The 20,731-nt window shown below is 61.5% G+C and carries 23 protein-coding genes; 11 read left to right on the top strand and 12 right to left on the bottom strand.

From position 1 onward, the window contains the following. Positions 1-294: 294 nt before the first annotated feature. Positions 295-1,500, bottom strand: a complete 1,206-nt coding sequence (gene tyrS / locus Q8R75_RS15940; protein ID WP_305663792.1) for a tyrosine--tRNA ligase — start codon at positions 1,498-1,500, stop codon at positions 295-297. A gap of 108 nt (positions 1,501-1,608) precedes the next feature. Between tyrS and Q8R75_RS15935 the strand changes: the two genes are divergently transcribed. Continuing rightward, positions 1,609-2,697 carry an anhydro-N-acetylmuramic acid kinase gene (locus Q8R75_RS15935; protein ID WP_305614968.1) on the top strand — a complete coding sequence of 363 codons (1,089 nt, stop codon included), beginning with the start codon at positions 1,609-1,611 and terminating at the stop codon, positions 2,695-2,697. Between the two features lie 16 nt (positions 2,698-2,713). Here Q8R75_RS15935 and erpA read toward each other — a convergent pair whose 3' ends face one another. From erpA to rplM, 6 genes are all read right to left on the bottom strand, one after another. Further along, the gene (gene erpA / locus Q8R75_RS15930; protein WP_257081951.1) at positions 2,714-3,064 is read right to left on the bottom strand and encodes an iron-sulfur cluster insertion protein ErpA; all 351 of its coding nucleotides are present in this window, start codon (positions 3,062-3,064) and stop codon (positions 2,714-2,716) included. Between the two features lie 48 nt (positions 3,065-3,112). Next, a complete protein-coding gene (locus tag Q8R75_RS15925) occupies positions 3,113-3,514 on the bottom strand; it encodes a polymer-forming cytoskeletal protein (RefSeq protein ID WP_305614965.1) in 402 nt (133 codons plus the stop codon). Positions 3,515-3,537: 23 nt separating this feature from the next. Further along, positions 3,538-4,185: a DUF6776 family protein gene (locus tag Q8R75_RS15920; protein ID WP_305626035.1), complete on the bottom strand. Its 648-nt coding sequence runs from the start codon at positions 4,183-4,185 to the stop codon at positions 3,538-3,540. 80 nt (positions 4,186-4,265) lie between these two features. Next, positions 4,266-5,297 (bottom strand): N-acetyl-gamma-glutamyl-phosphate reductase, encoded by a 1,032-nt coding sequence (gene argC / locus Q8R75_RS15915; RefSeq protein ID WP_305614960.1) that lies wholly within the window; start codon positions 5,295-5,297, stop codon positions 4,266-4,268. Between the two features lie 123 nt (positions 5,298-5,420). Then, entirely contained in the window at positions 5,421-5,819 is a 399-nt protein-coding gene (rpsI, locus tag Q8R75_RS15910; protein WP_305614958.1) for a 30S ribosomal protein S9, read from the bottom strand. Positions 5,820-5,832: 13 nt separating this feature from the next. Further along, the gene (gene rplM / locus Q8R75_RS15905; RefSeq protein WP_069038506.1) at positions 5,833-6,261 is read right to left on the bottom strand and encodes a 50S ribosomal protein L13; all 429 of its coding nucleotides are present in this window, start codon (positions 6,259-6,261) and stop codon (positions 5,833-5,835) included. A gap of 499 nt (positions 6,262-6,760) precedes the next feature. On the opposite strand from rplM, the gene Q8R75_RS15900 reads away from it, so the two are divergent. Beyond that, a complete protein-coding gene (locus Q8R75_RS15900) occupies positions 6,761-7,183 on the top strand; it encodes an OsmC family protein (protein WP_305614956.1) in 423 nt (140 codons plus the stop codon). 12 nt (positions 7,184-7,195) lie between these two features. Here Q8R75_RS15900 and coq7 read toward each other — a convergent pair whose 3' ends face one another. The 3 genes from coq7 to Q8R75_RS15885 all read right to left on the bottom strand — a co-directional run bounded on the left by coq7 (position 7,196) and on the right by Q8R75_RS15885 (position 9,058). Next, positions 7,196-7,822 carry a 2-polyprenyl-3-methyl-6-methoxy-1,4-benzoquinone monooxygenase gene (gene coq7, locus Q8R75_RS15895; protein WP_305614972.1) on the bottom strand — a complete coding sequence of 209 codons (627 nt, stop codon included), beginning with the start codon at positions 7,820-7,822 and terminating at the stop codon, positions 7,196-7,198. After that, positions 7,819-8,400, bottom strand: coding sequence for a CNP1-like family protein (locus Q8R75_RS15890; RefSeq protein WP_305614954.1), 582 nt, complete (start codon positions 8,398-8,400; stop codon positions 7,819-7,821). Before Q8R75_RS15890 ends, coq7 begins: the two co-directional genes overlap by 4 nt. Before the next feature lie 82 nt (positions 8,401-8,482). Beyond that, positions 8,483-9,058: an RNA pyrophosphohydrolase gene (locus tag Q8R75_RS15885; protein ID WP_305614952.1), complete on the bottom strand. Its 576-nt coding sequence runs from the start codon at positions 9,056-9,058 to the stop codon at positions 8,483-8,485. 144 nt (positions 9,059-9,202) lie between these two features. On the opposite strand from Q8R75_RS15885, the gene Q8R75_RS15880 reads away from it, so the two are divergent. After that, the gene (locus tag Q8R75_RS15880) at positions 9,203-10,930 is read left to right on the top strand and encodes a proline--tRNA ligase (RefSeq protein ID WP_305614950.1); all 1,728 of its coding nucleotides are present in this window, start codon (positions 9,203-9,205) and stop codon (positions 10,928-10,930) included. Beyond that, the gene (locus Q8R75_RS15875; RefSeq protein WP_305614948.1) at positions 10,930-11,541 is read left to right on the top strand and encodes a lytic transglycosylase domain-containing protein; all 612 of its coding nucleotides are present in this window, start codon (positions 10,930-10,932) and stop codon (positions 11,539-11,541) included. The genes Q8R75_RS15880 and Q8R75_RS15875 overlap by 1 nt, the downstream gene beginning before the upstream one ends. A gap of 6 nt (positions 11,542-11,547) precedes the next feature. Here Q8R75_RS15875 and Q8R75_RS15870 read toward each other — a convergent pair whose 3' ends face one another. Then, entirely contained in the window at positions 11,548-12,174 is a 627-nt protein-coding gene (locus Q8R75_RS15870; protein WP_305614930.1) for a LuxR C-terminal-related transcriptional regulator, read from the bottom strand. A gap of 19 nt (positions 12,175-12,193) precedes the next feature. Then, positions 12,194-13,549, bottom strand: coding sequence for a signal recognition particle protein (ffh, locus tag Q8R75_RS15865; RefSeq protein ID WP_305626450.1), 1,356 nt, complete (start codon positions 13,547-13,549; stop codon positions 12,194-12,196). Between the two features lie 37 nt (positions 13,550-13,586). Between ffh and ccsA the strand changes: the two genes are divergently transcribed. The 7 genes from ccsA to Q8R75_RS15830 all read left to right on the top strand — a co-directional run bounded on the left by ccsA (position 13,587) and on the right by Q8R75_RS15830 (position 20,728). Continuing rightward, a complete protein-coding gene (gene ccsA / locus Q8R75_RS15860; protein WP_305613087.1) occupies positions 13,587-14,399 on the top strand; it encodes a cytochrome c biogenesis protein CcsA in 813 nt (270 codons plus the stop codon). Positions 14,400-14,402: 3 nt separating this feature from the next. Next, positions 14,403-15,680 (top strand): HlyC/CorC family transporter, encoded by a 1,278-nt coding sequence (locus Q8R75_RS15855; protein ID WP_305613088.1) that lies wholly within the window; start codon positions 14,403-14,405, stop codon positions 15,678-15,680. Positions 15,681-15,780: 100 nt separating this feature from the next. Continuing rightward, on the top strand, positions 15,781-17,496 hold the full coding sequence (gene pilB, locus Q8R75_RS15850) for a type IV-A pilus assembly ATPase PilB (protein WP_305613089.1): 1,716 nt from the start codon (positions 15,781-15,783) through the stop codon (positions 17,494-17,496). A gap of 59 nt (positions 17,497-17,555) precedes the next feature. Next, positions 17,556-18,788 (top strand): type II secretion system F family protein, encoded by a 1,233-nt coding sequence (locus Q8R75_RS15845; protein WP_257081937.1) that lies wholly within the window; start codon positions 17,556-17,558, stop codon positions 18,786-18,788. An 18-nt stretch (positions 18,789-18,806) separates the two neighbouring features. Next, positions 18,807-19,661 carry an A24 family peptidase gene (locus Q8R75_RS15840; RefSeq protein ID WP_305613090.1) on the top strand — a complete coding sequence of 285 codons (855 nt, stop codon included), beginning with the start codon at positions 18,807-18,809 and terminating at the stop codon, positions 19,659-19,661. A 117-nt stretch (positions 19,662-19,778) separates the two neighbouring features. Beyond that, positions 19,779-20,099: an FmdB family zinc ribbon protein gene (locus tag Q8R75_RS15835; RefSeq protein ID WP_305613091.1), complete on the top strand. Its 321-nt coding sequence runs from the start codon at positions 19,779-19,781 to the stop codon at positions 20,097-20,099. Beyond that, positions 20,099-20,728 carry a DUF502 domain-containing protein gene (locus Q8R75_RS15830; RefSeq protein WP_305613092.1) on the top strand — a complete coding sequence of 210 codons (630 nt, stop codon included), beginning with the start codon at positions 20,099-20,101 and terminating at the stop codon, positions 20,726-20,728. Before Q8R75_RS15835 ends, Q8R75_RS15830 begins: the two co-directional genes overlap by 1 nt. Positions 20,729-20,731 lie beyond the last annotated feature (3 nt).

Raw genomic sequence — 20,731 nt, 5'->3', positions numbered from 1 at the left:
TTGATTCGTATGAGCACTTCAATTTAGTTGTCATGCGTATCTCCATCACCCCAGGTTGCCCCGAAACGACATCCACACGCCGTTACAACCATGCCGTGCCCACACCTATCGGCTGTTTGTGTTTTTAAAGAGCTTCGCTGCTGAGCAACGAGAGGTGCGCATTCTACGGATAATCGAAAGGCCGTCAATACCTTTTCGAAAGAATCCTGAATATTTTTCGCATCGGACCCACGCCACTCCGATGCAACACGACAAACGTATAAAAATCCCTCGTTCGATCAGCGGACTAACGGCTCATCCCTGGCCGACAATGATCCTGCAGAATTTTCGCTTGCCGACCTGCGCCACCACGTTTGTCCCCGCGGCAAGCAACAGGCCGCGATCGGATGCCTTCTCGCCGTCGAGACGTACACCGCCTTGCTCGATCATGCGCAGCGCCTCCGATGTCGTTCCCGTGAGCCCAGCAGACTTCAACGCCTGGGCAATCGGCAAACCGGATGGCGGCGCCTGAAGCATCACCTCCGGCAAATCATCCGGTACACCGCCTTGCCGGAACCGCGTTTCGAAATCTTGCAGCGCAGCGTCAGCCGCGGGCGCGCCATGGAAGCGCGCAACGATCTCCTTCGCCAACATCACTTTCGCGTCGCGCGGATTGCGACCCGCCCGAGTCTCTGCCTGCAGCGCTTCGATCTCGGCACTGCTGCGGAACGACAACAGCTCGAAGTAGCGCCACATCAGCCTATCGGACACCGACATCACTTTGCCGAAGATCTCGTTGGGGGGCTCCGATACACCGATATAGTTGCCAAGGGACTTGGACATCTTGTTGACGCCATCCAGCCCTTCAAGCAGCGGCATCATGAGTACAACCTGCTGCGGCTGCCCGCACTGCTTCTGGAGCTCTCGCCCCATAAGCAGGTTGAACTTCTGATCGGTCCCGCCGAGCTCCACATCGGCCTTCAATGCGACCGAGTCATAGCCCTGGCAAAGGGGATAAAGAAATTCGTGGATGGCAATCGGCTGATTGCCGGCATAGCGCTTTGCAAAGTCGTCGCGCTCGAGCATCCTGGCCACCGTATGGCGCGAAGCGAGGCGGATCATGCCCTCGGCGCCGAGTTCGTTCATCCAGGTCGAATTGAACACAACCTCCAGGCGCTCGGGGTCAAGGATCTTGCCGACCTGATCCTGATAGGTGCGCGCATTGGCAAGCACCTGTTCGCGACTGAGTGGGGGCCGGGTCGCATTCTTGCCGGTCGGGTCACCGATCGAGCCGGTGAAGTCGCTGATCAGGAACAGGATGTGGTGACCGAGATCCTGAAAGTGCTTCAGCTTGTTCAGCAATACCGTGTGCCCAAGATGCAGGTCCGGTGCTGTAGGATCGAAGCCGGCCTTGACCCTCAGCGGGCGCCCGGACTTCAACTTCTCCACCAGATCAGCCTCGGGCAACAACTCTTCCACGCCACGCTTTATCCAGTGCAACGCTTGTTCGACATCTGACATGACTTTACTCCGGCTATCCAGAAACGCCGGTCGGCCCAGATCAGGCCGGCCGACGTGCAAATCGCGCGATGGTATCGCAAGCGCGGGACCGCGCCGACGGGAAGGCTCATGAGGGAGCTGTTCATCGGAATCATGTCGGGCACCAGCCTCGACGGAATTGATGCGGTACTGGTTGATTTTTCGGCTGAACGGCCTGCCCAGCTGGCGCATGCACACCGGCCCTACGCGATCACGCTGCGCGATGAACTGACCGCATTGTGCGCGAGCGGGCTGGACGAAATACGCCGATCGCAATGCGCAGCTATTGAGCTGGCCCACATCAGTGCCGATCTGGTTTCCCAACTGCTCGCTACTGCCGGGCTGTCTGCCGCAGGCGTCAGCGCCATCGGCTGCCATGGCCAGACCGTCCGGCACATGCCAGCGGAAGGCTACACACTGCAGATCAACGCACCTTCGCTGCTGGCCGAGCTGAGCGGGATTGCCGTGGTCGCCGATTTCCGCACGCGCGATTTAGCGGCAGGCGGACAAGGCGCACCGCTCGTGCCGGCGTTCCACGCTCACTTGTTCTCCGACGCAACCCGATCGCGAGTGGTCCTGAACATCGGCGGCATGTCGAACGTAACGCTGCTGGCACCGGGCGAGCCGGTACGCGGATTCGACTGCGGCCCTGGCAATGTGCTGATGGACGGATGGATCGCGCGCGCGCGCGGGCTGCCCTACGATTCCGATGGCGCGTGGGCAGCAAGCGGGAAGGTGGATCGGAAGCTGCTCGATGGGTTGCTGTCGCATCCGTTCTTCGCACGCCAGCCACCAAAGAGCTGTGGGCGAGAACAGTTCAATCTCGATTGGCTGGATTCGCTGTTGACGGGCAGCGAGCGCGCCGAGGACGTGCAGGCCACCCTAGCGGAATTGACCGCAATATCGGTGTGCCAGGCGCTGGCGTCCGCCGGTTTCAGCGCCGATGAGATCGCCGTGTGCGGCGGTGGCGCCTTGAACACGCATCTTGTGAACCGACTGCAGGCCCATGCAAGAGCTCAGGTCATCAGCACCGCCCACTGGGGTGTCGCGCCCGGCAGCGTTGAATCGCTCGCGTTCGCGTGGCTTGCGCGGCGCACCTTGCGCGGCGAGCCTGGCAACGTACCGAACGTCACCGGTGCCCGCGGCCCCCGGATACTGGGCGCCGTGTGGCCGGCCTAGAAACCAGCTTGCAAAATCAGACTGAGAAAGACGAGCCGCAACCGCAAGTCGACGTCGCGTTCGGATTCTTGATCACGAACTGAGCACCTTCGAGACCTTCACTGTAATCAATCTCTGCGCCAACCAGGTACTGGTAGCTCATCGGATCGATCAACAGCGTCACACCGTTCTTTTCAAGCGCGGTGTCGTCTTCGTTGGTCACTTCATCGAACGTGAAGCCGTACTGGAAACCGGAACATCCACCGCCCGACACGAAAACGCGCAACTTCAGGTCAGGGTTGCCCTCTTCGAGGATCAACTCCTGAACCTTGTTTGCCGCACTGTCGGAAAAAAGCAGCGGCATCGGCATCTCGGTCATTGCATTCATGTTTCGTCACTCCAAGGTTGCTGCACTACAAAACAAGTTCGTTCCAGTTCAACTTCCACTGGCCAACTTCAGTTCAATCGCACGCGGAGCCGCATTCTGATGTTCCAGCAACCCCTTGACAATAGCACCAAGATGCACCTCCAGCCTGTTATAGACCACATCGCCGGATATTCGTGCCTGCGGCTGAAGCTCCAGAAACTCCGACGACACGATGGGTCCGTTGACGACGCCATTCACCATGGCATGGGTCACGGAGACAGCGCCCTCAATCCGCGCATGTTCGCTCAGTACCAGCGTGCTGGATTCATCCCCATCAGCTCGGACATTGCCTACCACCTCACCATCAATACGCAGACCGCCACGGAAATGTACGTCACCGACCACTCGGGTACCGGCGCCGATCAGGCTGTCTATTCGGTTGCTGGGCTTTTTCGACTTCTTTCCGAACATGCCGTCCTCCAAAGGTTGCGTGCTCAGACCGCTGCGGTCGCGCGCGCCCTGATTTGTCCGTCCTGAACAAAACGTACTTCTATCGATTTCAGCCGCGCGCCGTCCGGCAGGGTGATAACACCATCGACGCGCTGGAAGTGCCTGAACGCGACGCGGTGCGATGCATCGCCGGGCTTGTGCGGAAACGTGATGTTAGCACCGTGCCCCTGTTGGTCAATTGTCGCAACGATTTCGTAGGTCCCAAGGGCGTCCCGGTCGGGCTTGCCGCCCTGACGGATAATCAGCATGCGATAGCGATAACGCCCGACTTCGCCGTCTGATTCAAGCACCAATCGATTGATCTTGAAACCCTGCTCTACACCGGATGAACCGGCCAGACTTTCGAATACCAGCATATCTTCGCGCAAGCGGCTGTTTTCGCTTTCGAGGGAGCGAATACGGGACGTCAGCTGTTCCTGCGCGCTACGCTCTATCTGCAACGTGCTGTGTGCAGAATCGGCCTGCTGACGAACACCAGCTAGCTCGCCTTCCAGCACGGATACGCGCTCGCGAAGCGATTGCGCCTCCGACTGCATGCCAGAAATGTCCAGACCCACCCAGCCGCGTCCAGCGTCGAAAATCACTTGTGCAAACACCAGCACAATCGCCACGACGCCCGTGACCGCAAGCACTTTGAGATACCAGGGCGCGTTCGAACGCACCGCAACCTGACGGGCTGCGATGCCGTGGCGCGAACGCCATCGACGCGCCTTTACGGCAAGACCGGTACGAGCTCTAGTCCACACGACTCATCGAACCCGAACATCAGGTTCATGTTCTGCACCGCCTGTCCCGCAGCACCTTTCACCAGGTTATCGATTACGCTCAGTATCACGACCGTATCGCCTCCCTGTGGGCGATGAACAGCGATACGACAGGTATTGGATGCGCGGACCGAACGCGTTTCAGGATGGCTGCCCGCCGGCAGGACATCGACGAAGCGCTCGTCGGCATAACGCTCCTCAAACAGCGCCTGCAGGTCACACTCCTTGCGCAAGCGGCCATACAGAGTGGCGTGAATACCGCGAATCAGTGGCGTCAGATGTGGCACGAAGGTCAACCCGACTTCATCGCCGGCTACGTTCGAGAGGCCCTGCCGGATTTCCGGCAAATGGCGGTGGCCCGGGACGCCATACGCTTTAAAATTATCCGCTGCTTCGGCAAACAGCGTGTGTACTTCCGCCTTGCGCCCCGCACCGGATACGCCCGACTTGGCGTCGGCGATCAAAGCGGCAGGATCGACCACACCAGCTTCGATCAGCGGAATGAAGCCAAGCTGCACCGCAGTCGGATAGCAGCCAGGGTTTGCGACGATGCGTGCGGAACGGATCTGCGCCCTGTTCACCTCCGGCAGGCCGTAGACCGCCTCAGCAAGGATGTCAGGGCAGGCGTGCGGCATGCCGTACCATTGCTCCCAGACGGCTTCATCCTTTAGCCGGAAGTCTGCAGCAAGATCGATCACCTTCACCCCTGCCGCCAGCAAAGCGGGTACCTGCTGCATGGCGATGCCGTTCGGTGTGGCGAAGAACACCACATTGCAGTCTTCCAGCGCCGCCTCGACAGGGTCGGCAAAACGCAGATCGACGTGCCCCCGCAGGCTTGGAAACATCTCGGACACAGGTTTGCCCGCATCGCCGCGAGAGGTGATCGCCTTCAGTTCCACGTCTGGATGTCGCGCCAGCAAGCGCAGCAGTTCAACGCCTGTATAACCCGTTCCACCAACGATACCAACCCGGATTGCCACCTCGATTCCCCTTTGAATGGATGCGGCCTGGAGCGAGCTGGTCGCTCCGCCTACGCTGCATGATGCCAGAAACGAAAAAGGCCGCTGTCGAGGCGGCCTTCTCCGGATGCGGCGACTGACGAATCAGCGCTTCGAGAATTGCTTGCGACGACGTGCCTTGTGAAAGCCAACCTTCTTGCGCTCAACTTCACGTGCATCGCGCGTAACAAACCCTGCTTTGCTGAGTGCAGGCTTCAGCGTTGCGTCATAGTCGATGAGCGCGCGGGTGATGCCGTGGCGAACGGCACCGGCCTGACCGGATTCACCACCACCGATCACATTCACCATGATGTCGAATGTGCTGATGTGCTCGGTCAGCTCAAGCGGCTGCCGGACAACCATGCGTCCAGTTTCGCGCGAGAAGAACTCGTCGACCGGCTTGTTGTTTACAACAAAAGCGCCCTTGCCCGGACGGAGGAACACGCGGGCAACCGCAGTCTTGCGCCGTCCCGTGCCGTAATAGTAATCAACGTTGAAAGCCATGACCGGACCGTCCTCAGATATTCAGCGCTTTGGGCTGCTGCGCTGTATGCGGATGATCCGTACCAGCGTAGCACTTCAGCTTCTTTAGCATTGCGTAGCCTAGCGGTCCCTTCGGAAGCATGCCCTTGACTGCTTTCTCAAGAACACGCTCCGGGAAGCGCTGCTGCAGCTTGGTGAAATTCGTTTCGTAGATACCGCCCGGGTATCCCGAGTGGCGGTAATACTTCTTGTCTTCTGCCTTGTTCCCGGTGACGCGCAACTTCTCGACGTTCACGACAACAATGTAGTCACCAGTATCGACGTGGGGCGTAAATACAGGCTTGTGCTTGCCGCGCAGACGGCGTGCGATTTCGCTGGCCAGGCGCCCGAGCACCTTGTCAGAGGCATCGACGACATACCAGTCGCGCTCGACTTCGTGCGGCTTGGCTGAAAAGGTTTTCATCTCGAACGTCCCAATGATTTCGGGCCAGATCGCCCAAAAGCCGGCGAATATAGCCCGCGGAGTCAGGCGTGTCAATGCTCGACGCCTGAATAAAAAAAGCGCGACTCATTGAGTCGCGCTAAATCCACACCAAAGGAGGAGGGTGGAGGAGACACCTGCGGAGAAACGACCGCACTACTGGCAGCAGGTGCAGGTGAACGATCGTTCTCGAAACTTGCCTTGATTATTGTCCAGCCGATCCGCGTAAGCAAGGATTTTTTGCATCGCACAAGGAACACCGCTTAGCCAGCGCGCGGGCGAGCACCGATCCACTGCATTAAATAACTTTTTATTTCATGAAGTTACAGCCCGCTTGACCGTAAGGCAACGAATTACCCCTACGGAAATGCGGATTACTTCGCATCACCACCCAGGCCGTGACGCATTGCAACAATTCCGATGCGGACGGATTGGTCGCGTCTGCGCATTACAATCACGCGCTCTTAAAGGAGAAGACGCGATGGAATGTGTCGTGAAGTGGCTAGACGGCGTGAGCTTCGTGGCCGAGACGGGCTCGGGCCACATGTTGAACATGGACGGCGCGCCGGAAGCCGGCGGTCGCAACATGGCACCGAGGCCGATGGAACTGCTGCTCGCCGGCACCGGGGGCTGCACAGCCTTCGACGTCATGCTGATACTGAAGAAAAGTCGTCAAGCGGTCACCGGCTGCGAAGTGGAACTCAAGGCAGACCGCGCTCCCGAAGATCCCAAGGTGTTCACCCGAATCGGGTTTCACTTCAAGATCAGCGGCAGGCAACTGAAACCGGAAATGATTGAGCGCGCGATCCATCTGTCTGCCGAGAAGTATTGTTCGGCTTCCATCATGCTCGGCCAGACGGCGCGCATCGAACACACCTGGGAAATCATCGAAACACCTGCCTGATCACAGGCGCCTTCAGACGTGGTAGGCCAGCCTGGTCATTACAGACGACGCCGCACGCATCGCAGCCCGGACGGGCGCCGGCAGCTCTGCAGCGCCCAGCTTTTCGGCTACGCGTGCATGCTGTCGCTCGTCCTGCCGCATCTGCTCGAGCAGCCTCCATGATTTCTGGTCAGCTGCGGGCAGGCGGTCCAGATGCCCCTGAAGGTGCGCCTCGACCTGGTTTTCTGTTTCCACCAGAAAACCCAGATTCCACTTGTCGCCGACCAGTCCGGCGGTAACGCCTGCCAGCAGCGCACCACCGTACCAAAGCGGATTCAGCAGGCTGGTCCGCGCGCCCAGTTCGCCGATGCGCGACGCAGTCCAGCACAGGTGTTCGGTTTCCTCGATGGCCGCCTGACGCAACGCATCGCGAACCGACGGATCGCGGCACGTCAGCGCCTGCCCCTGATAAAGCGCCTGGGCACAGATTTCACCCACGTGGTTGATGCGCATCAGGGCGCCGACATGGAGACGCTGGCCGTCGTCGAGGTCGGGCTCAGGCAGTTCGGCCCCGGGAATCGGACGCGTGGTTCGTGCGGGTGCCGCCAGAGTGCGCAACGCGCGATCAAGCTCGATGATCAGACGATCCGGGAACATCAGCGATAGCCTGTAAGTGGCGTTCCGACCCGCGACTTGAAGCTGGCCGCCATCAATTCGATCGCCTGAGATGGTTTCTGCGGGCGATCGCCGGCGCAAATCAAACCATCGAACAGAGCGTAGTGATAGGCATTGAAGCGGTTGCCGGTATAGACCGGCGACCATTGCACCGAACGCGGACTCACCCAACCCGCCCCTGCCCTGCGGTGGGCGTACAGACGCCGTTCCGCTGTTGCGCAGCGAATGCCTTCGACCGAAACAGTCTCTGCACCACCCGCGGTCAGCACACGCGAAATGAAGCGCGTCACTTCATCCTTACCCACGCTGATACTCGCACGCGCGACAAAATAGCGATTTCGCGTCTCGGAACCGACGTGGAACTCGACCCAGTCCGTCGCCTGTGCAACATCGGGCAACGCAAAGTCGTCTTCCTTGAGTTCGCCCGGTTCTCCGGCTTCCTGCCCGCGATAGGGCTCCGGCTTCTGCCAGTCGGTGATCTGCGCACCCGCGCCGGTCATCGAGAGGCACAGCATCACTGCTGCAGCACAACGTACGGCAGCTAAATAGTTTTTGGTGAACATATGAACGATTGAGGGTCCTTGCATGGACGAGGTTCCGCAGGTTGCGGCAGAACATGCACCGGCCGGGCGAACTTCGACGCCCTCACGGCGCGGGCGAAATGGAGTCCGGTCTTGAATCATCCGGTACGGGCGACACCTTCTGCTCCTCGTCGTCGCCATGGCTCGCGCAGCCTTTGGCGCGGGCATTCCGGAAGGCCAGCCGCGCCAGTTCTGTCAGCGCCTGCTGATAGACCTGCCGCTTGAACTCGATGACCGAATCCAGCGGAATCCAGTAGTCGTGCCATCGCCATGCGTCGAATTCGGGATGATCGGTGGCGCGCAGGCAGACGTCGCAGTCGCGGCCCACCATGCGCAAGAGATACCAGATCTGCTTCTGGCCGCGGTACGCACTGCGCCATTCGCGCCGCACCCAATTGCGCGGCACGTCATAACGAAGCCAGTCGCGCGTTCGCCCGACGATACGCACATGCTGCGGACGTAGCCCCAACTCTTCCCAGAGCTCGCGGTACATCGCCTGCTCGGGCGATTCACCGTGGTTGATGCCTCCTTGTGGAAACTGCCAGGCGTGTTCGCCTATGCGCTTTCCCCAGAAGACTTCATTGCGCCCGTTGATGAGGATGATGCCGACGTTCGGGCGATACCCTTCCCGGTCGAGCATGACTGAACCTGCCTGATGAAATTTTGGTGGATTCTTCCACAATTCGTCACCGAAATGAAGCAAAGGTCGCCGCTTCAGCCTAGCAGTGCCAAGCGGCTAGAATCGCAAGTTTGCCTCTTCACCATTCTCGGGTTCGCGAACTTCATGCACGCCAGCAAATTCTTCATTTCCACGCTCAAGGAAGCCCCCTCGGACGCCGAGGTCGTATCGCACAAGCTGATGACCCGCGCCGGCATGATCCGCAAGCTCGCTGGCGGCATCTACAACTACATGCCGATGGGCCTGCGGGTCATCCGGAAGATAGAAGGCATCATCCGCGACGAAATGAACAAAGCCGGCGCGATCGAGCTGCTGATGCCGCTCATTCAGCCAGCCGAGTTGTGGCAGGAGACCGGGCGCTGGGACAAGATGGGTCCGGAAATGCTGCGCGTGAAAGACCGGCACGACCGCGACTTCATCATCCAGCCGACATCGGAAGAGGTCGTCACCGATATTGCGCGAGCGGAAATCCACAGCTGGCGCCAGCTGCCAAAGAACTTCTATCACATCCAGACCAAGTTTCGCGACGAGCGCCGGCCGCGCTTCGGCGTGATGCGCGGGCGCGAATTCACGATGAAAGACGCCTACTCGTTTGATCGTGACGACGAAGCTGCCGGCCGCAGCTACGACATCATGTTCGATGCCTATCTGCGCATTTTCAACCGGCTTGGCCTGCAGTTTCGCGCTGTTGCCGCCGACACCGGCGCCATCGGCGGTTCGCGCAGCCACGAATTCCAGGTGATCGCCGACACCGGCGAAGATCTGATCGCCTGGTGCCCTGATTCCGACTACGCGGCCAATATCGAACTGGCGCAGGCGGTGTCGCTGATCGCGCAACGGGGTGCGGCGACGCAGACGATGTCCGTCACACCGACGCCCGGCACGACCCGCTGCGAGGATGTGGCGGCGCTGCTCGGCGTCCCGCTTGCGTCGACCGTCAAGTCCATCGTGCTTGCGGCCGAAAAGGAAGGCAGGACCGAACTTTGGCTGCTCATGTTGCGCGGGGATCACGAACTGAATGAAGTGAAGGCATCGAAGCTGGCCGGTCTCAAGGACGGCTTCCGCTTCGCGTCCGAAGCGGAAATCGTCGAGCACTTCGGCTGCGTGCCGGGCTATCTGGGGCCGATCGGCTTGAAGCAGCGTGTGCATATCGTGGCCGACCTGACGGTCGCCAACATGCACGACTTCGTCACGGGTGCCAACCAGCCGGACGCCCACCTCACCGGCGTGAACTGGGACCGTGATCTGCCGGAACCTGAAGCGGTTGCCGACCTGCGCAACGTGGCCGAAGGCGATCCGTCACCGGACGGCAAGGGCGTGCTGGCCATCCAGCGCGGCATCGAGGTCGGCCACGTTTTCTTTCTCGGCACCAAGTATTCGGAAGCAATGAACTGCACCTATCTCGATGAAACCGGCAAGCCGCGCGCCATGGTGATGGGCTGCTACGGCATCGGCGTGACCCGGCTTGTCGGCGCCGCCATCGAACAGAACCACGACGAGCGCGGCATCATCTGGCCGCAGACGATCGCCCCGTTCGAAGTCGTGATCTGCCCGGTCGGCTGGAGCAAGTCCGACGCCGTGCGCGAGGCGGCGCAATCGCTCTATGGTGAACTGGCGCAAAAGGGCTTCGACGTCATCCTCGACGATCGCGACGAGCGCCCGGGCGTGATGTTTGCCGACTGGGAACTGATCGGTGTGCCGCACCGCATCACGGTCGGCGAGCGCGGACTAAAAGAAGGCGTGGTCGAATACCAGCACCGTCGCGAGGGCGTCGTACACAAGGTGGCGCCGGACGCCGTGTCCGGACTTCTGGGCGCCCCTGCGGGCCATTGATGACACGCGCGCAATTTGCCTGCTTCGCCCTGCTGCTCGCTTCGCTGGCGGGCGGCGCGGCCGCGTCGCAGCAGTACGAGCCGCTGGCCGACAGCGTGCGCGCCGCCCTGCACCGGGCAATCAGTGACCGGCCGGCGCCGGAATCAGCGGGCGGCGCGTCGCCGGAACGCCAGCTCTGGCTGAATGCGATGTCGGATCGCCTGACCAAACGCATGCCGGACGAGGCCGGACGCATGGAATTCCTGAAGGCGGTGCATTACGAGGCCACACGGGCCGGGCTCGATCCACAGCTCGTACTCGGCTTGATCCAGGTGGAAAGCGGCTTCCGCAAGTACGCGGTGTCGAGCGCGGGTGCGCGCGGCTACATGCAGGTCATGCCGTTCTGGGTGAAGCTCATCGGCAACGAGGAAAGCAACCTTTTCCACCTGCGAACCAACCTGCGCTTCGGCTGCACGATCCTGCGCCACTATCTCGACATCGAGAAGGGCAACCTGTTCAGGGCGCTCGGACGCTACAACGGCAGTCTGGGCAAGGCCGAATACCCGAATCTGGTGCGCGGCGCCTGGGAGCGTCATTGGTCGTGGCCCGGCTTGAGCGCCAGCAATCCCTGAGTCCGGTCAGCGCAGCGGGTCCGAGAGCAATCGCCATTCAGTGACCTGAACCACCAGCTCAGCCAGCGAACCGACCTTCATCTTGGCCATCATGCGCGCGCGGTGCTGTTCCACCGTTTTCGTGCTGATGCCGAGATCGACTGCGATTTCCGCGTTCTGGCGCCCCTCCATGACGCGTTCGAGCACTTCGCGCTCGCGTGTGGTCAGCGTTCCGAGATGTTGGCTGACCGCATGAAGGCGACTGCGACGGCCCCGATGGGCGCAGTGAATGCCGATCGCTTCGTTCACCCTTTCGCGCAGTTGCAACGGATCGACCGGCTTCAACATGAAATCCAGCGCGCCACGGCGCAACGCCTGAACTGCCTGGATCACCTCGCAGGGGCCGGACACGAAGACGATCGACGCGCGACTGCCGATGGCGAGCAAACTGGACTGCAATTCGACGCAACCGATGTCCCGCAGGGTGGCACTGACCACCAGGCAGGCGGCCCGCGTGATGGCGCTGCGGTTCTGCAGCAGAGAGCCCGCGCCGGCAAACATCTGCACATCGATGTCCGGTCCCGCGACCGCCTCCGCCAGCGCCCTCCGAGCGCGCTCGTCGTCATCGACGACGCATACCAGCTCTCGCGCCACGTCGACCGGCTCCGCGCGCTCAGCGCATGCCCGGCAGCATGCCCTTCATGCTGCGCATCATTTTCTGCATGCCACCCTTGGAGAACTGCTTCATCATCTTCTGTGTTTGTTCGAACTGGTTCAGCAACCGGTTCACCTCCTGCACCGACGTGCCTGAACCCGCTGCAATGCGCCGCTTGCGGCTCGCCTTGATGAGTTCCGGCTTGGTACGTTCGGTCGGCGTCATCGAGTTGATGATGCCTTCGATGCGGCGGATCGCCTTGTCATCCTGCCCGCCCTGCATCTGCTGGGCGGCACCGGCGAACTGCGCCGGCAGTTTGTCCATCAGCGCCGACAGGCCTCCCATCTTGCGCATCTGTGCGATCTGCTGCTTGAAGTCATTCAGATCGAAGCCCTTGCCGCTCTTGAGCTTCTGCGCCAGATCGCGCGCCTGATCCTCATCGACCTGACGGCGCGCGTCCTCGACCAGACCAAGGATGTCACCCATGCCGAGAATGCGCGATGCCATGCGCTGGGGATGGAACTCCTCCAGCCCGGTCAGCTTTTCGCCCACGCCGGCAAATTTCAGCGGTGCACCGGTCACGTGGCGCACCGACAGCGCCGCGCCACCGCGCGCATCGCCATCAAGCTTGGTCAGCACGACGCCAGTCAGCGGCAATGCATCCTTGAACGCCTTGGCGGTATTGACCGCGTCCTGACCCAGCATGGCGTCAACCACGAACAGCGTTTCGATCGGCTTGAGCGCCTCGTGCAGCGCACGGATTTCGTCCATCATCGGCTGGTCGACCGCCAGCCGGCCAGCGGTATCGACCAGCAGCACGTCGAAATAGCGGGTTTTTGCGAATTCAACCGCCGCTCGGGCGATGTCGACAGGTTTCTGGTCCGGCGTTGACGGAAAGAACTCGGCGCCGGCCTGACCGGTGACGGTGCGCAACTGCTCGATGGCGGCCGGGCGATACACGTCGCACGACACGGTCAGCACCTTCTTCTTCTGCGTTTCTTTGAGCCACTTGGCCAGCTTGCCGACCGTGGTCGTCTTGCCAGCGCCCTGCAGGCCGGCCATCAGCACGATTGCCGGCGGCTGGGTTGCGAAGTTCAGGCCGACCGAAGCGCCACCCATCAGCGCGGTGAGTTCGTCATGAACGACGCCGATCAGCGCCTGACCCGGCGTGAGCGAACCGACCACTTCCTGGCCGACCGCCTTTTCACGGATCTTCGCGACCAGGTCTTTGACCACGGGCAGAGCGACGTCGGCTTCAAGCAGGGCCATGCGCACTTCGCGCAGCATGTCTGCAATGTTCTCGTCGGTCAGGCGAGCCTGACCACGCAGTGTCTTGACGACCTTGGCAAGCCGTTGGGTGAGGTTGTCTAGCATGTCGGGGCAGCCTGCGCCTTGGGTTAAACTGGGAGCAATGATTCTAATCGAACTGCTCCCCTCCGCCCTGTACGCTGCGCTGGCGCTGTGGCTCACCCGCCCCGCCATGCTGGCCCGGGCACTGCCGGCGCCGGGTAGCAGTTTGCGTACCGCGGCGCTTGCCTTCGCGCTGGTGGTACACGGCGTGGTGCTGTCGCATCAGCTTTTCCCCGACGGCCAGATGCGTTTCGGTGCGGCCGACGCGCTGGCCGTGATGACCTGGCTGGCGCTGGTGTTCTACTGGGTGGAAAGCCTGTCGTCGCGACTGGATGGCCTGCACACACTGGCGTTGCCGGTGGCCGCGGTCTGCGCCGCGATTCCCGTAATCTGGCCGGACCGTCACGCAATCGGCAATGCCGACAACCTGCTGTTCCGCACCCATTTCGTCATGGCGATGACCGCATACAGCCTGTTCACGCTGGCGGCACTGCACGCGATGCTGATGTCGGCGGTTGAGCGCAGCCTGCACAAGGGCCGCCTGACCCGATTGCTCGACAACATGCCGCCGTTGCTGGTAATGGAGGGGCTGCTCTTCAGGCTCATTACGGTCGCTTTCGTATTGCTCAGTGCAACGCTGATCAGCGGCATCGTGTTTTCGGAACAGGTATTCGGCAAACCGCTCACCTTCAATCACAAGACCTTCTTCGCGATCCTGTCCTGGGTGCTGTTCGGCATCCTGCTGGCCGGGCGGCACTTCCGCGGCTGGCGCGGCCGGCTCGCGCTGCGCTGGACGCTGGGCGGCTTCTTCGTGCTGCTTCTCGCCTATATAGGTACACGCTTCGTGATCGAGGTCGTGCTCGGCCGTACCTGAGCGATGGATTCAATCCCCCTGTCCAGCCAGTTCATAGCACTGGCCGTTCTGCTGGTGTTGTCCGGCTTCTTTTCGATGGCGGAAACGGCCATGATGGCGTCCAACCGCTATCGGCTGAAGGCAGCGGCACAAGGCGGCTCGCGCGGTGCGCAACACGCGCTCGACCTGCTGGCGCAGACTGACAAGCTGCTCGGCGTCATTCTGCTGTTCAACAATCTGGTCAATGCCGCAGCCGCCACGCTGACCGGGGTGATCGTGATCGGCCTGTTCGGCGAAGGCGAGCTGACACTTGCGATCGGCACGCTGCTGATCACCTTCCTCATCCTGGTGTTTTCCGAGATCACGCCCAAGGTGGTCGGCGCGGGCTACGCCAATTCGATCGCCCCGGTGGTCGCGTTCGTGCTCAAGCCGTTGTTGAAGGTGTTCTATCCGGTCATCTGGTCGGTCAATCTCCTCGTTTCGGGCATTCTGCGCATCACCCGCCTGAACCCGGGCGACCAGGAAGAAGGTCATGCGCTGTCGGCGGACGAACTGCGCGCGCTGATGACCGAATCGGGCCATTTCATCCCCGCTGCTCACCGGCGCATCCTGATCAACCTGTTCGAGCTGGAGGACGTGACGGTCGAGGACGTGATGACCCCGCGCAACCAGATCGAGGCGATTGACCTCGAACAGCCGCTGCCGGATATCCAGCACCAGATTGCCACGAGCCACCATGGCCGGGTACCGGTCTATGTCGGCGAGCTGGACCGGGTGCTCGGCGTGTTGCCGCAGCGGCGGGTTGTCAGCGCGCTGTCAGCGGGCGAACTCGACAAGGATGAAATCCGTGCGTTGCTGACCAAGCCCTACTTCGTGCCGTCGGCGACGCCGCTGTACAGCCAACTGCAGTTCTTCCAGGAGAACCGGCAGCGCCTTGCGCTGGTGGTGAACGAATACGGCGAGGTCGAGGGACTGGTCACCCTGGAGGACATCATCGAGGAGATTGTGGGCAAGTTCACCACCGGCCAGCCGGGCAGTGCGCTCTCATTGGCCTGGCAGGACGGCAGCGTCATCGTCGATGGCAGCCGCAGCCTGCGCGAACTGAATGGCAAGCTTGGGCTCAACCTCCCGCTTCAGGGGCCGAAAACACTGAACGGGCTGTTGCTTGACCACCTGCAGGACATCCCTGAGTCCGGCCTTTCGGTACGGATCGATAATGTGACGATGGAAATACTGCATACCGAAGACCGAATGGTGCGCAGCGTGCGCCTGTTCAAACCGGTCGACGAATCGAAACGTTGAAACGGCGCTGAAGCGCCAGAAACCGTTTACAGATCAAGCCTGAATCGTCATCATCAAAGGCGATTTATCAACTTTCGCACACACGTCTCCGACTCCGATCATGGCCGCTACAGCAAAAAGCTCCCTGTCAGGTCTGGCGCGCGCGCTGGCTCAGCACGGCCGGCTGACCGAGACGGAAGCCAGCACGCTGACCCGTGAAGGCGATCAGTCGGGGGCGGGTTTCGTCGCCCAGCTCGTGGCGAGCGGCAAGATGACCGCACGTGATGCGGCGGTGTTTGCATCGGAAACCTTCGGCTATCCGCTGCTCGACCTGACGCAGTACGACCCCGACCAGTTCGCGACCGACGCGATCGACATGAAGCTGATGCGCACGCATCGCGTGCTGGCGCTGAAGAAGCGCGCCAACCGGCTGGCTGTTGCGATCGCAGACCCCTCCAATCTGCGCGCCATCGATGAAGTCCGCTTCCAGACCGGCCTGGCCGTCGATCCGGTCGTCGTGGAAACGGACAAGCTGTTTGCGCTGGTCGACAAGATGTCGGAGTCGGTCGAGAAGACGCTGGAATCGCTGTCTTCGGCCGACTTCGACTTCGAAGGCGAAATGGCGCCGGACGAGGAGGCCGCAAGCAACGACACTGGCGCAATCGAGATCGACGACGCACCGGTGGTGCGTTTCATCCAGAAGATTCTGCTCGACGCGATCAATGAAGGGGCGTCCGACGTCCACTTCGAACCGTACGAAAAGTATTACCGCATCCGCTATCGAACCGACGGCGTGCTGCGCGAAATCACCCAGCCGCCGTTGGTTCTGCGCGAGAAGATCGCGTCGCGCATCAAGGTCATTTCCCGGCTCGACATTTCGGAGAAGCGGGTGCCGCAGGACGGCCGGATGAAATTCGTACTGTCCAAGACGCGCGCCATCGACTTCCGGGTCAGCACACTACCGACGCTGCACGGCGAGAAGATCGTCATGCGGATTCTCGATCCCAGCTCGGCCATGCTGGGCATCGATGCGCTCGGTTACGAGCCGCCGCAGCGCGCGGCGCTGATGAATGCGATCGGGCGTCCGTACGGCATGATTCTGGTCACTGGCCCTACCGGTTCGGGCAAGACAGTGTCGCTCTACACCTGCCTCAACATCCTGAATCAGGCCGGCGTAAATATTTCGACCGCCGAAGATCCGGCCGAAATCAACTTGCCGGGCGTCAATCAGGTCAACGTCAACGACAAAGCCGGCCTGACCTTCGCTGCGGCGCTCAAATCCTTCCTGCGACAGGATCCGGACGTGATCATGGTCGGTGAAATACGCGACCTCGAAACGGCCGAAATTTCGATCAAGGCCGCCCAGACCGGTCACCTTGTGCTGTCGACGCTGCACACCAACGACGCGCCGACCACGCTCGACCGAATGCGCAACATGGGCATTGCCGCATTCAATATTGCATCGAGTGTCATATTGATCACTGCGCAGCGTCTGGCGCGGCGCCTATGCTCCTGCAAGCAGCCGATGGACATTCCGGTCGAAGCCCTGCTCGAAGCCGGTTTCACCGAGGAAGAGCTCGACGGAAGCTGGCAACCCTACGGCCCGGTCGGCTGCGAGCGCTGCAAGGACAGCGGCTACAAGGGCCGGGTCGGCATCTACCAGGTGATGCCGATCTCCGATGAGATTGCGCATATCATCATGACCAATGGCAACTCGATCGACGTTGCGCAGCAGGCCCGGCGAGACGGCGTGAGGGATTTGCGACAGTCGGGGCTACTGAAGGTCAAGCAGGGTGTGACCTCGCTGGCTGAAGTGCTTGCCTGCACCAATGAATGAACGGTCGCGGCACCCCCGCCGCGCCAGCAAGAGCGGTCATACCGCGCTAGGAGCTTGATTTGGCCACCGCAACCCGCCCCGCACGCAAGGACAGCGGTTCCAAGGACCAGGTATTCAACTGGGAAGGCAAGGACAAGAGCGGCAAGCAGGTGCGCGGCGAAATGCGCGCCGGCGGCGAAGCCATGGTCCAGGCCACGCTGCGCCGTCAGGGCATTCTGGTCACCAAGGTCAAGAAGCGCAGCTTTGGTCGCGGCGGCAAGGTGACCGAGAAGGACATCACACTGTTCACCCGCCAGCTCGCCACGATGATGAAAGCCGGCGTGCCCCTGCTGCAGGCCTTCGACATTGTCGGCAAGGGCGCCGCGAATGGCGCCGTGTCGCGCCTGCTGGGCGACATCAAGCTCGAAGTGGAATCCGGCTCGAGTCTGAACCAGGCCTTCCGCAAGTACCCGCAGCATTTCGACCCGCTTTTCTGCAATCTGGTATCCGCCGGCGAGCAGGCCGGTATTCTTGACAGCCTGCTCGACCGGCTTGCGACCTACCGAGAAAAGATCCTTGCCATCAAGGGCAAGATCAAGTCGGCCATGTTCTATCCGGCATCGGTGCTGGGTATCGCAATCATCATCACCGCGGTGATCATGATTTTCGTCATTCCGGAGTTCAAGAAGGTGTTTTCGAGCTTCGGTGCCGACCTGCCGGCACCGACGCTCGTCGTCATCGCGATCTCGGACGCCTTTGTCGCCTATTCCTGGCTCATCGCGCTCGTCGCCGCCGGCGCCTTCATCAGCTTCGCCTACATGCTCAAGCGATCGCTGCCGCTGCAGATTGCGGTCGACCGGCTGCTGCTCCGCTTGCCGGTGATGGGCGACATCGTGCGCAAGGCAACCATCGCGCGCTGGGCACGCACGCTGTCGACGATGTTCGCGGCCGGCGTGCCGCTGGTCGAAGCGCTCGATTCGGTCGGCGGTGCCGCCGGCAATCACATCTACCGCATGGCGACCAAGCAGATCCAGTCCGAAGTGAGTACCGGTACCAGCCTCACGGTGGCGATGCAGAACACGAATGTGTTCCCGGTAATGGTGGTACAGATGGCGTCGATCGGCGAGGAGTCGGGTCAGCTCGACGCCATGCTGTCCAAGGTGGCCGACTTCTTCGAGCAGGAAGTCGATGATTCGGTCGAGGCGCTGTCCAGTCTGCTTGAGCCGATCATCATGGTGGTACTGGGTACGCTCATCGGCGGCCTGGTGGTGGCCATGTACCTGCCGATCTTCAAGGTCGCGCAGTCGGTCTGAGCGCAGGCAGGACACTTCATGAACATCGACCTGCTGGCCCAGTCCGGGCCGCTGGCGCTGCTGTGCGGCCTCATCGGTCTGGCCGTCGGCAGCTTCCTGAACGTGGTGATCCATCGTCTGCCGCTGATGATGGAACGCGAGTGGGCGGCGCAGTGCGCGGAACTTGCCGGCCACACGCCTGCGCCGGCTGATCCACTTACCCTCGCCGTACCGCGTTCCCGCTGCCCGTCCTGCGGCCATGCGATCAGCGCGCTGCAGAACATCCCGCTGCTGTCGTGGGCCCTGCTGCGCGGTCGCTGCAGCGCCTGCAGAACGCCGATCAGCATGCGTTATCCGCTGGTCGAGCTCCTGACCGGCCTGCTCAGCGCCGCCAGTGCCATCACCTTCGGCCCGACGCTGCTGCTGGCTGGCGCATTGGCTTTCGTGTGGGCACTGATCGCCCTGACCTTCATCGATCTCGACACCCAGCTGCTGCCCGACAGCATCACCCTGCCTCTGGTCTGGGCAGGGCTGCTGCTCAATCTGGTGGGCGGTTTCACCGATCTTCCATCTGCGGTGGCGGGCGCCATCGTTGGCTACCTCGTGTTGTGGTCGGTTTACTGGGCCTTCAAACTGGTTACCGGCAAGGAAGGCATGGGTTACGGCGACTTCAAGCTGCTCGCTGCCATCGGCGCGTTCCTCGGCTGGCAGATGCTGCCGGTGGTCATCCTGCTGTCGTCGCTGGTCGGCGCGAGCGTCGGCATCGCGATGATTGTCTTCCGCTCGCACGGCCGCAACGTGCCCATCCCGTTCGGCCCCTATCTGGCGGCAGCCGGTGTTCTGGCCCTGTTTTTCGGGCAGTCCATCAATCAGACCTATCTCGGTGCTTTCTGAGCAGACGCACGGGGCCTTGAATCCGGCGCACCGACCCTCATCTGCTTCGCGCATGGACTGAAATGTGCATGTGCAACAATGCCTTAATCTATACTTCTGCGTTTTCCGGAGCCTGACATGCCGATATACGGTTACCGCTGCTCGTCCTGCGGTCATGAAAAAGATGTAATGCAGAAGATCAGCGAGGCAAAGCTGACGGTCTGCCCGGCCTGCGGCGCATCGACCTTCACCAAGCAGCTTTCCGCGGCCGGCTTCCAGCTCAAGGGCAGCGGCTGGTATGCCACCGATTTCAAGGGCGGTGGCGCAAAGCCGGCCAGTCCTGCAGCCGGCGCCGATGCCGCGAAGGAGGCGTCATCCGGATCCTCTGCCGAACCGGCTTCGACCGACAGCAGTCCGGCCGCGCCGAAGGCTTGTGGCGGCCCGTGCGCCTGCCATTGATGAAACGCTATTTCATCACCGGCCTGCTGATGTGGATTCCGCTCGCGATCACCCTCTGGGTGCTTGCGTGGATCCTCGGCACGCTCGATTCAACCATGCTGCTGGTGCCCTACCAGTGGCGGCCGGAGCAGCTTTTCGGGTTCGACATTCCCGGTCTGGGCGTCATCCTGACGGTGCTGATCATCCTGATCAGTGGCGTAGTCGGTCACAACATCATCGGCCAGCGCCTGCTGCGCTACTGGGAAGGCCTGCTGTCGCGCATTCCCGTGGTCAAGTCGATCTACAACGGCGTGAAGCAGGTGTCGGACACTCTGTTTTCCAGCTCGGGCGAGGCCTTCCGCAAGGCGATGCTGATCCAGTACCCGCGTCAGGGCAGCTGGACCATCGCCTTCATGACCGGCCAGCCGGGCGGCGACGTGGCCAACCACCTGACCGACCACATCAGCGTCTATGTACCGACCACGCCCAATCCGACCTCAGGCTTCTTCCTGATGGTGCCGCGCAGCGAGGCGATAGAACTCGACATGACGGTGGACGAAGCGCTGAAATACATCGTGTCGATGGGCGTTGTTCCGCCAGCCCGCAAACCCAGGGTACACAAGGCGGTCGTGCCCGCACTCGATAACTGAAAC

The organism is Methyloversatilis sp. (genome assembly GCF_030696805.1).
In the GTDB taxonomy this organism is placed as follows: domain Bacteria; phylum Pseudomonadota; class Gammaproteobacteria; order Burkholderiales; family Rhodocyclaceae; genus Methyloversatilis.
The sequence above is the reverse complement of the archived record's forward strand: the minus strand, read 5'-3'. Positions and strand labels throughout refer to the sequence as shown.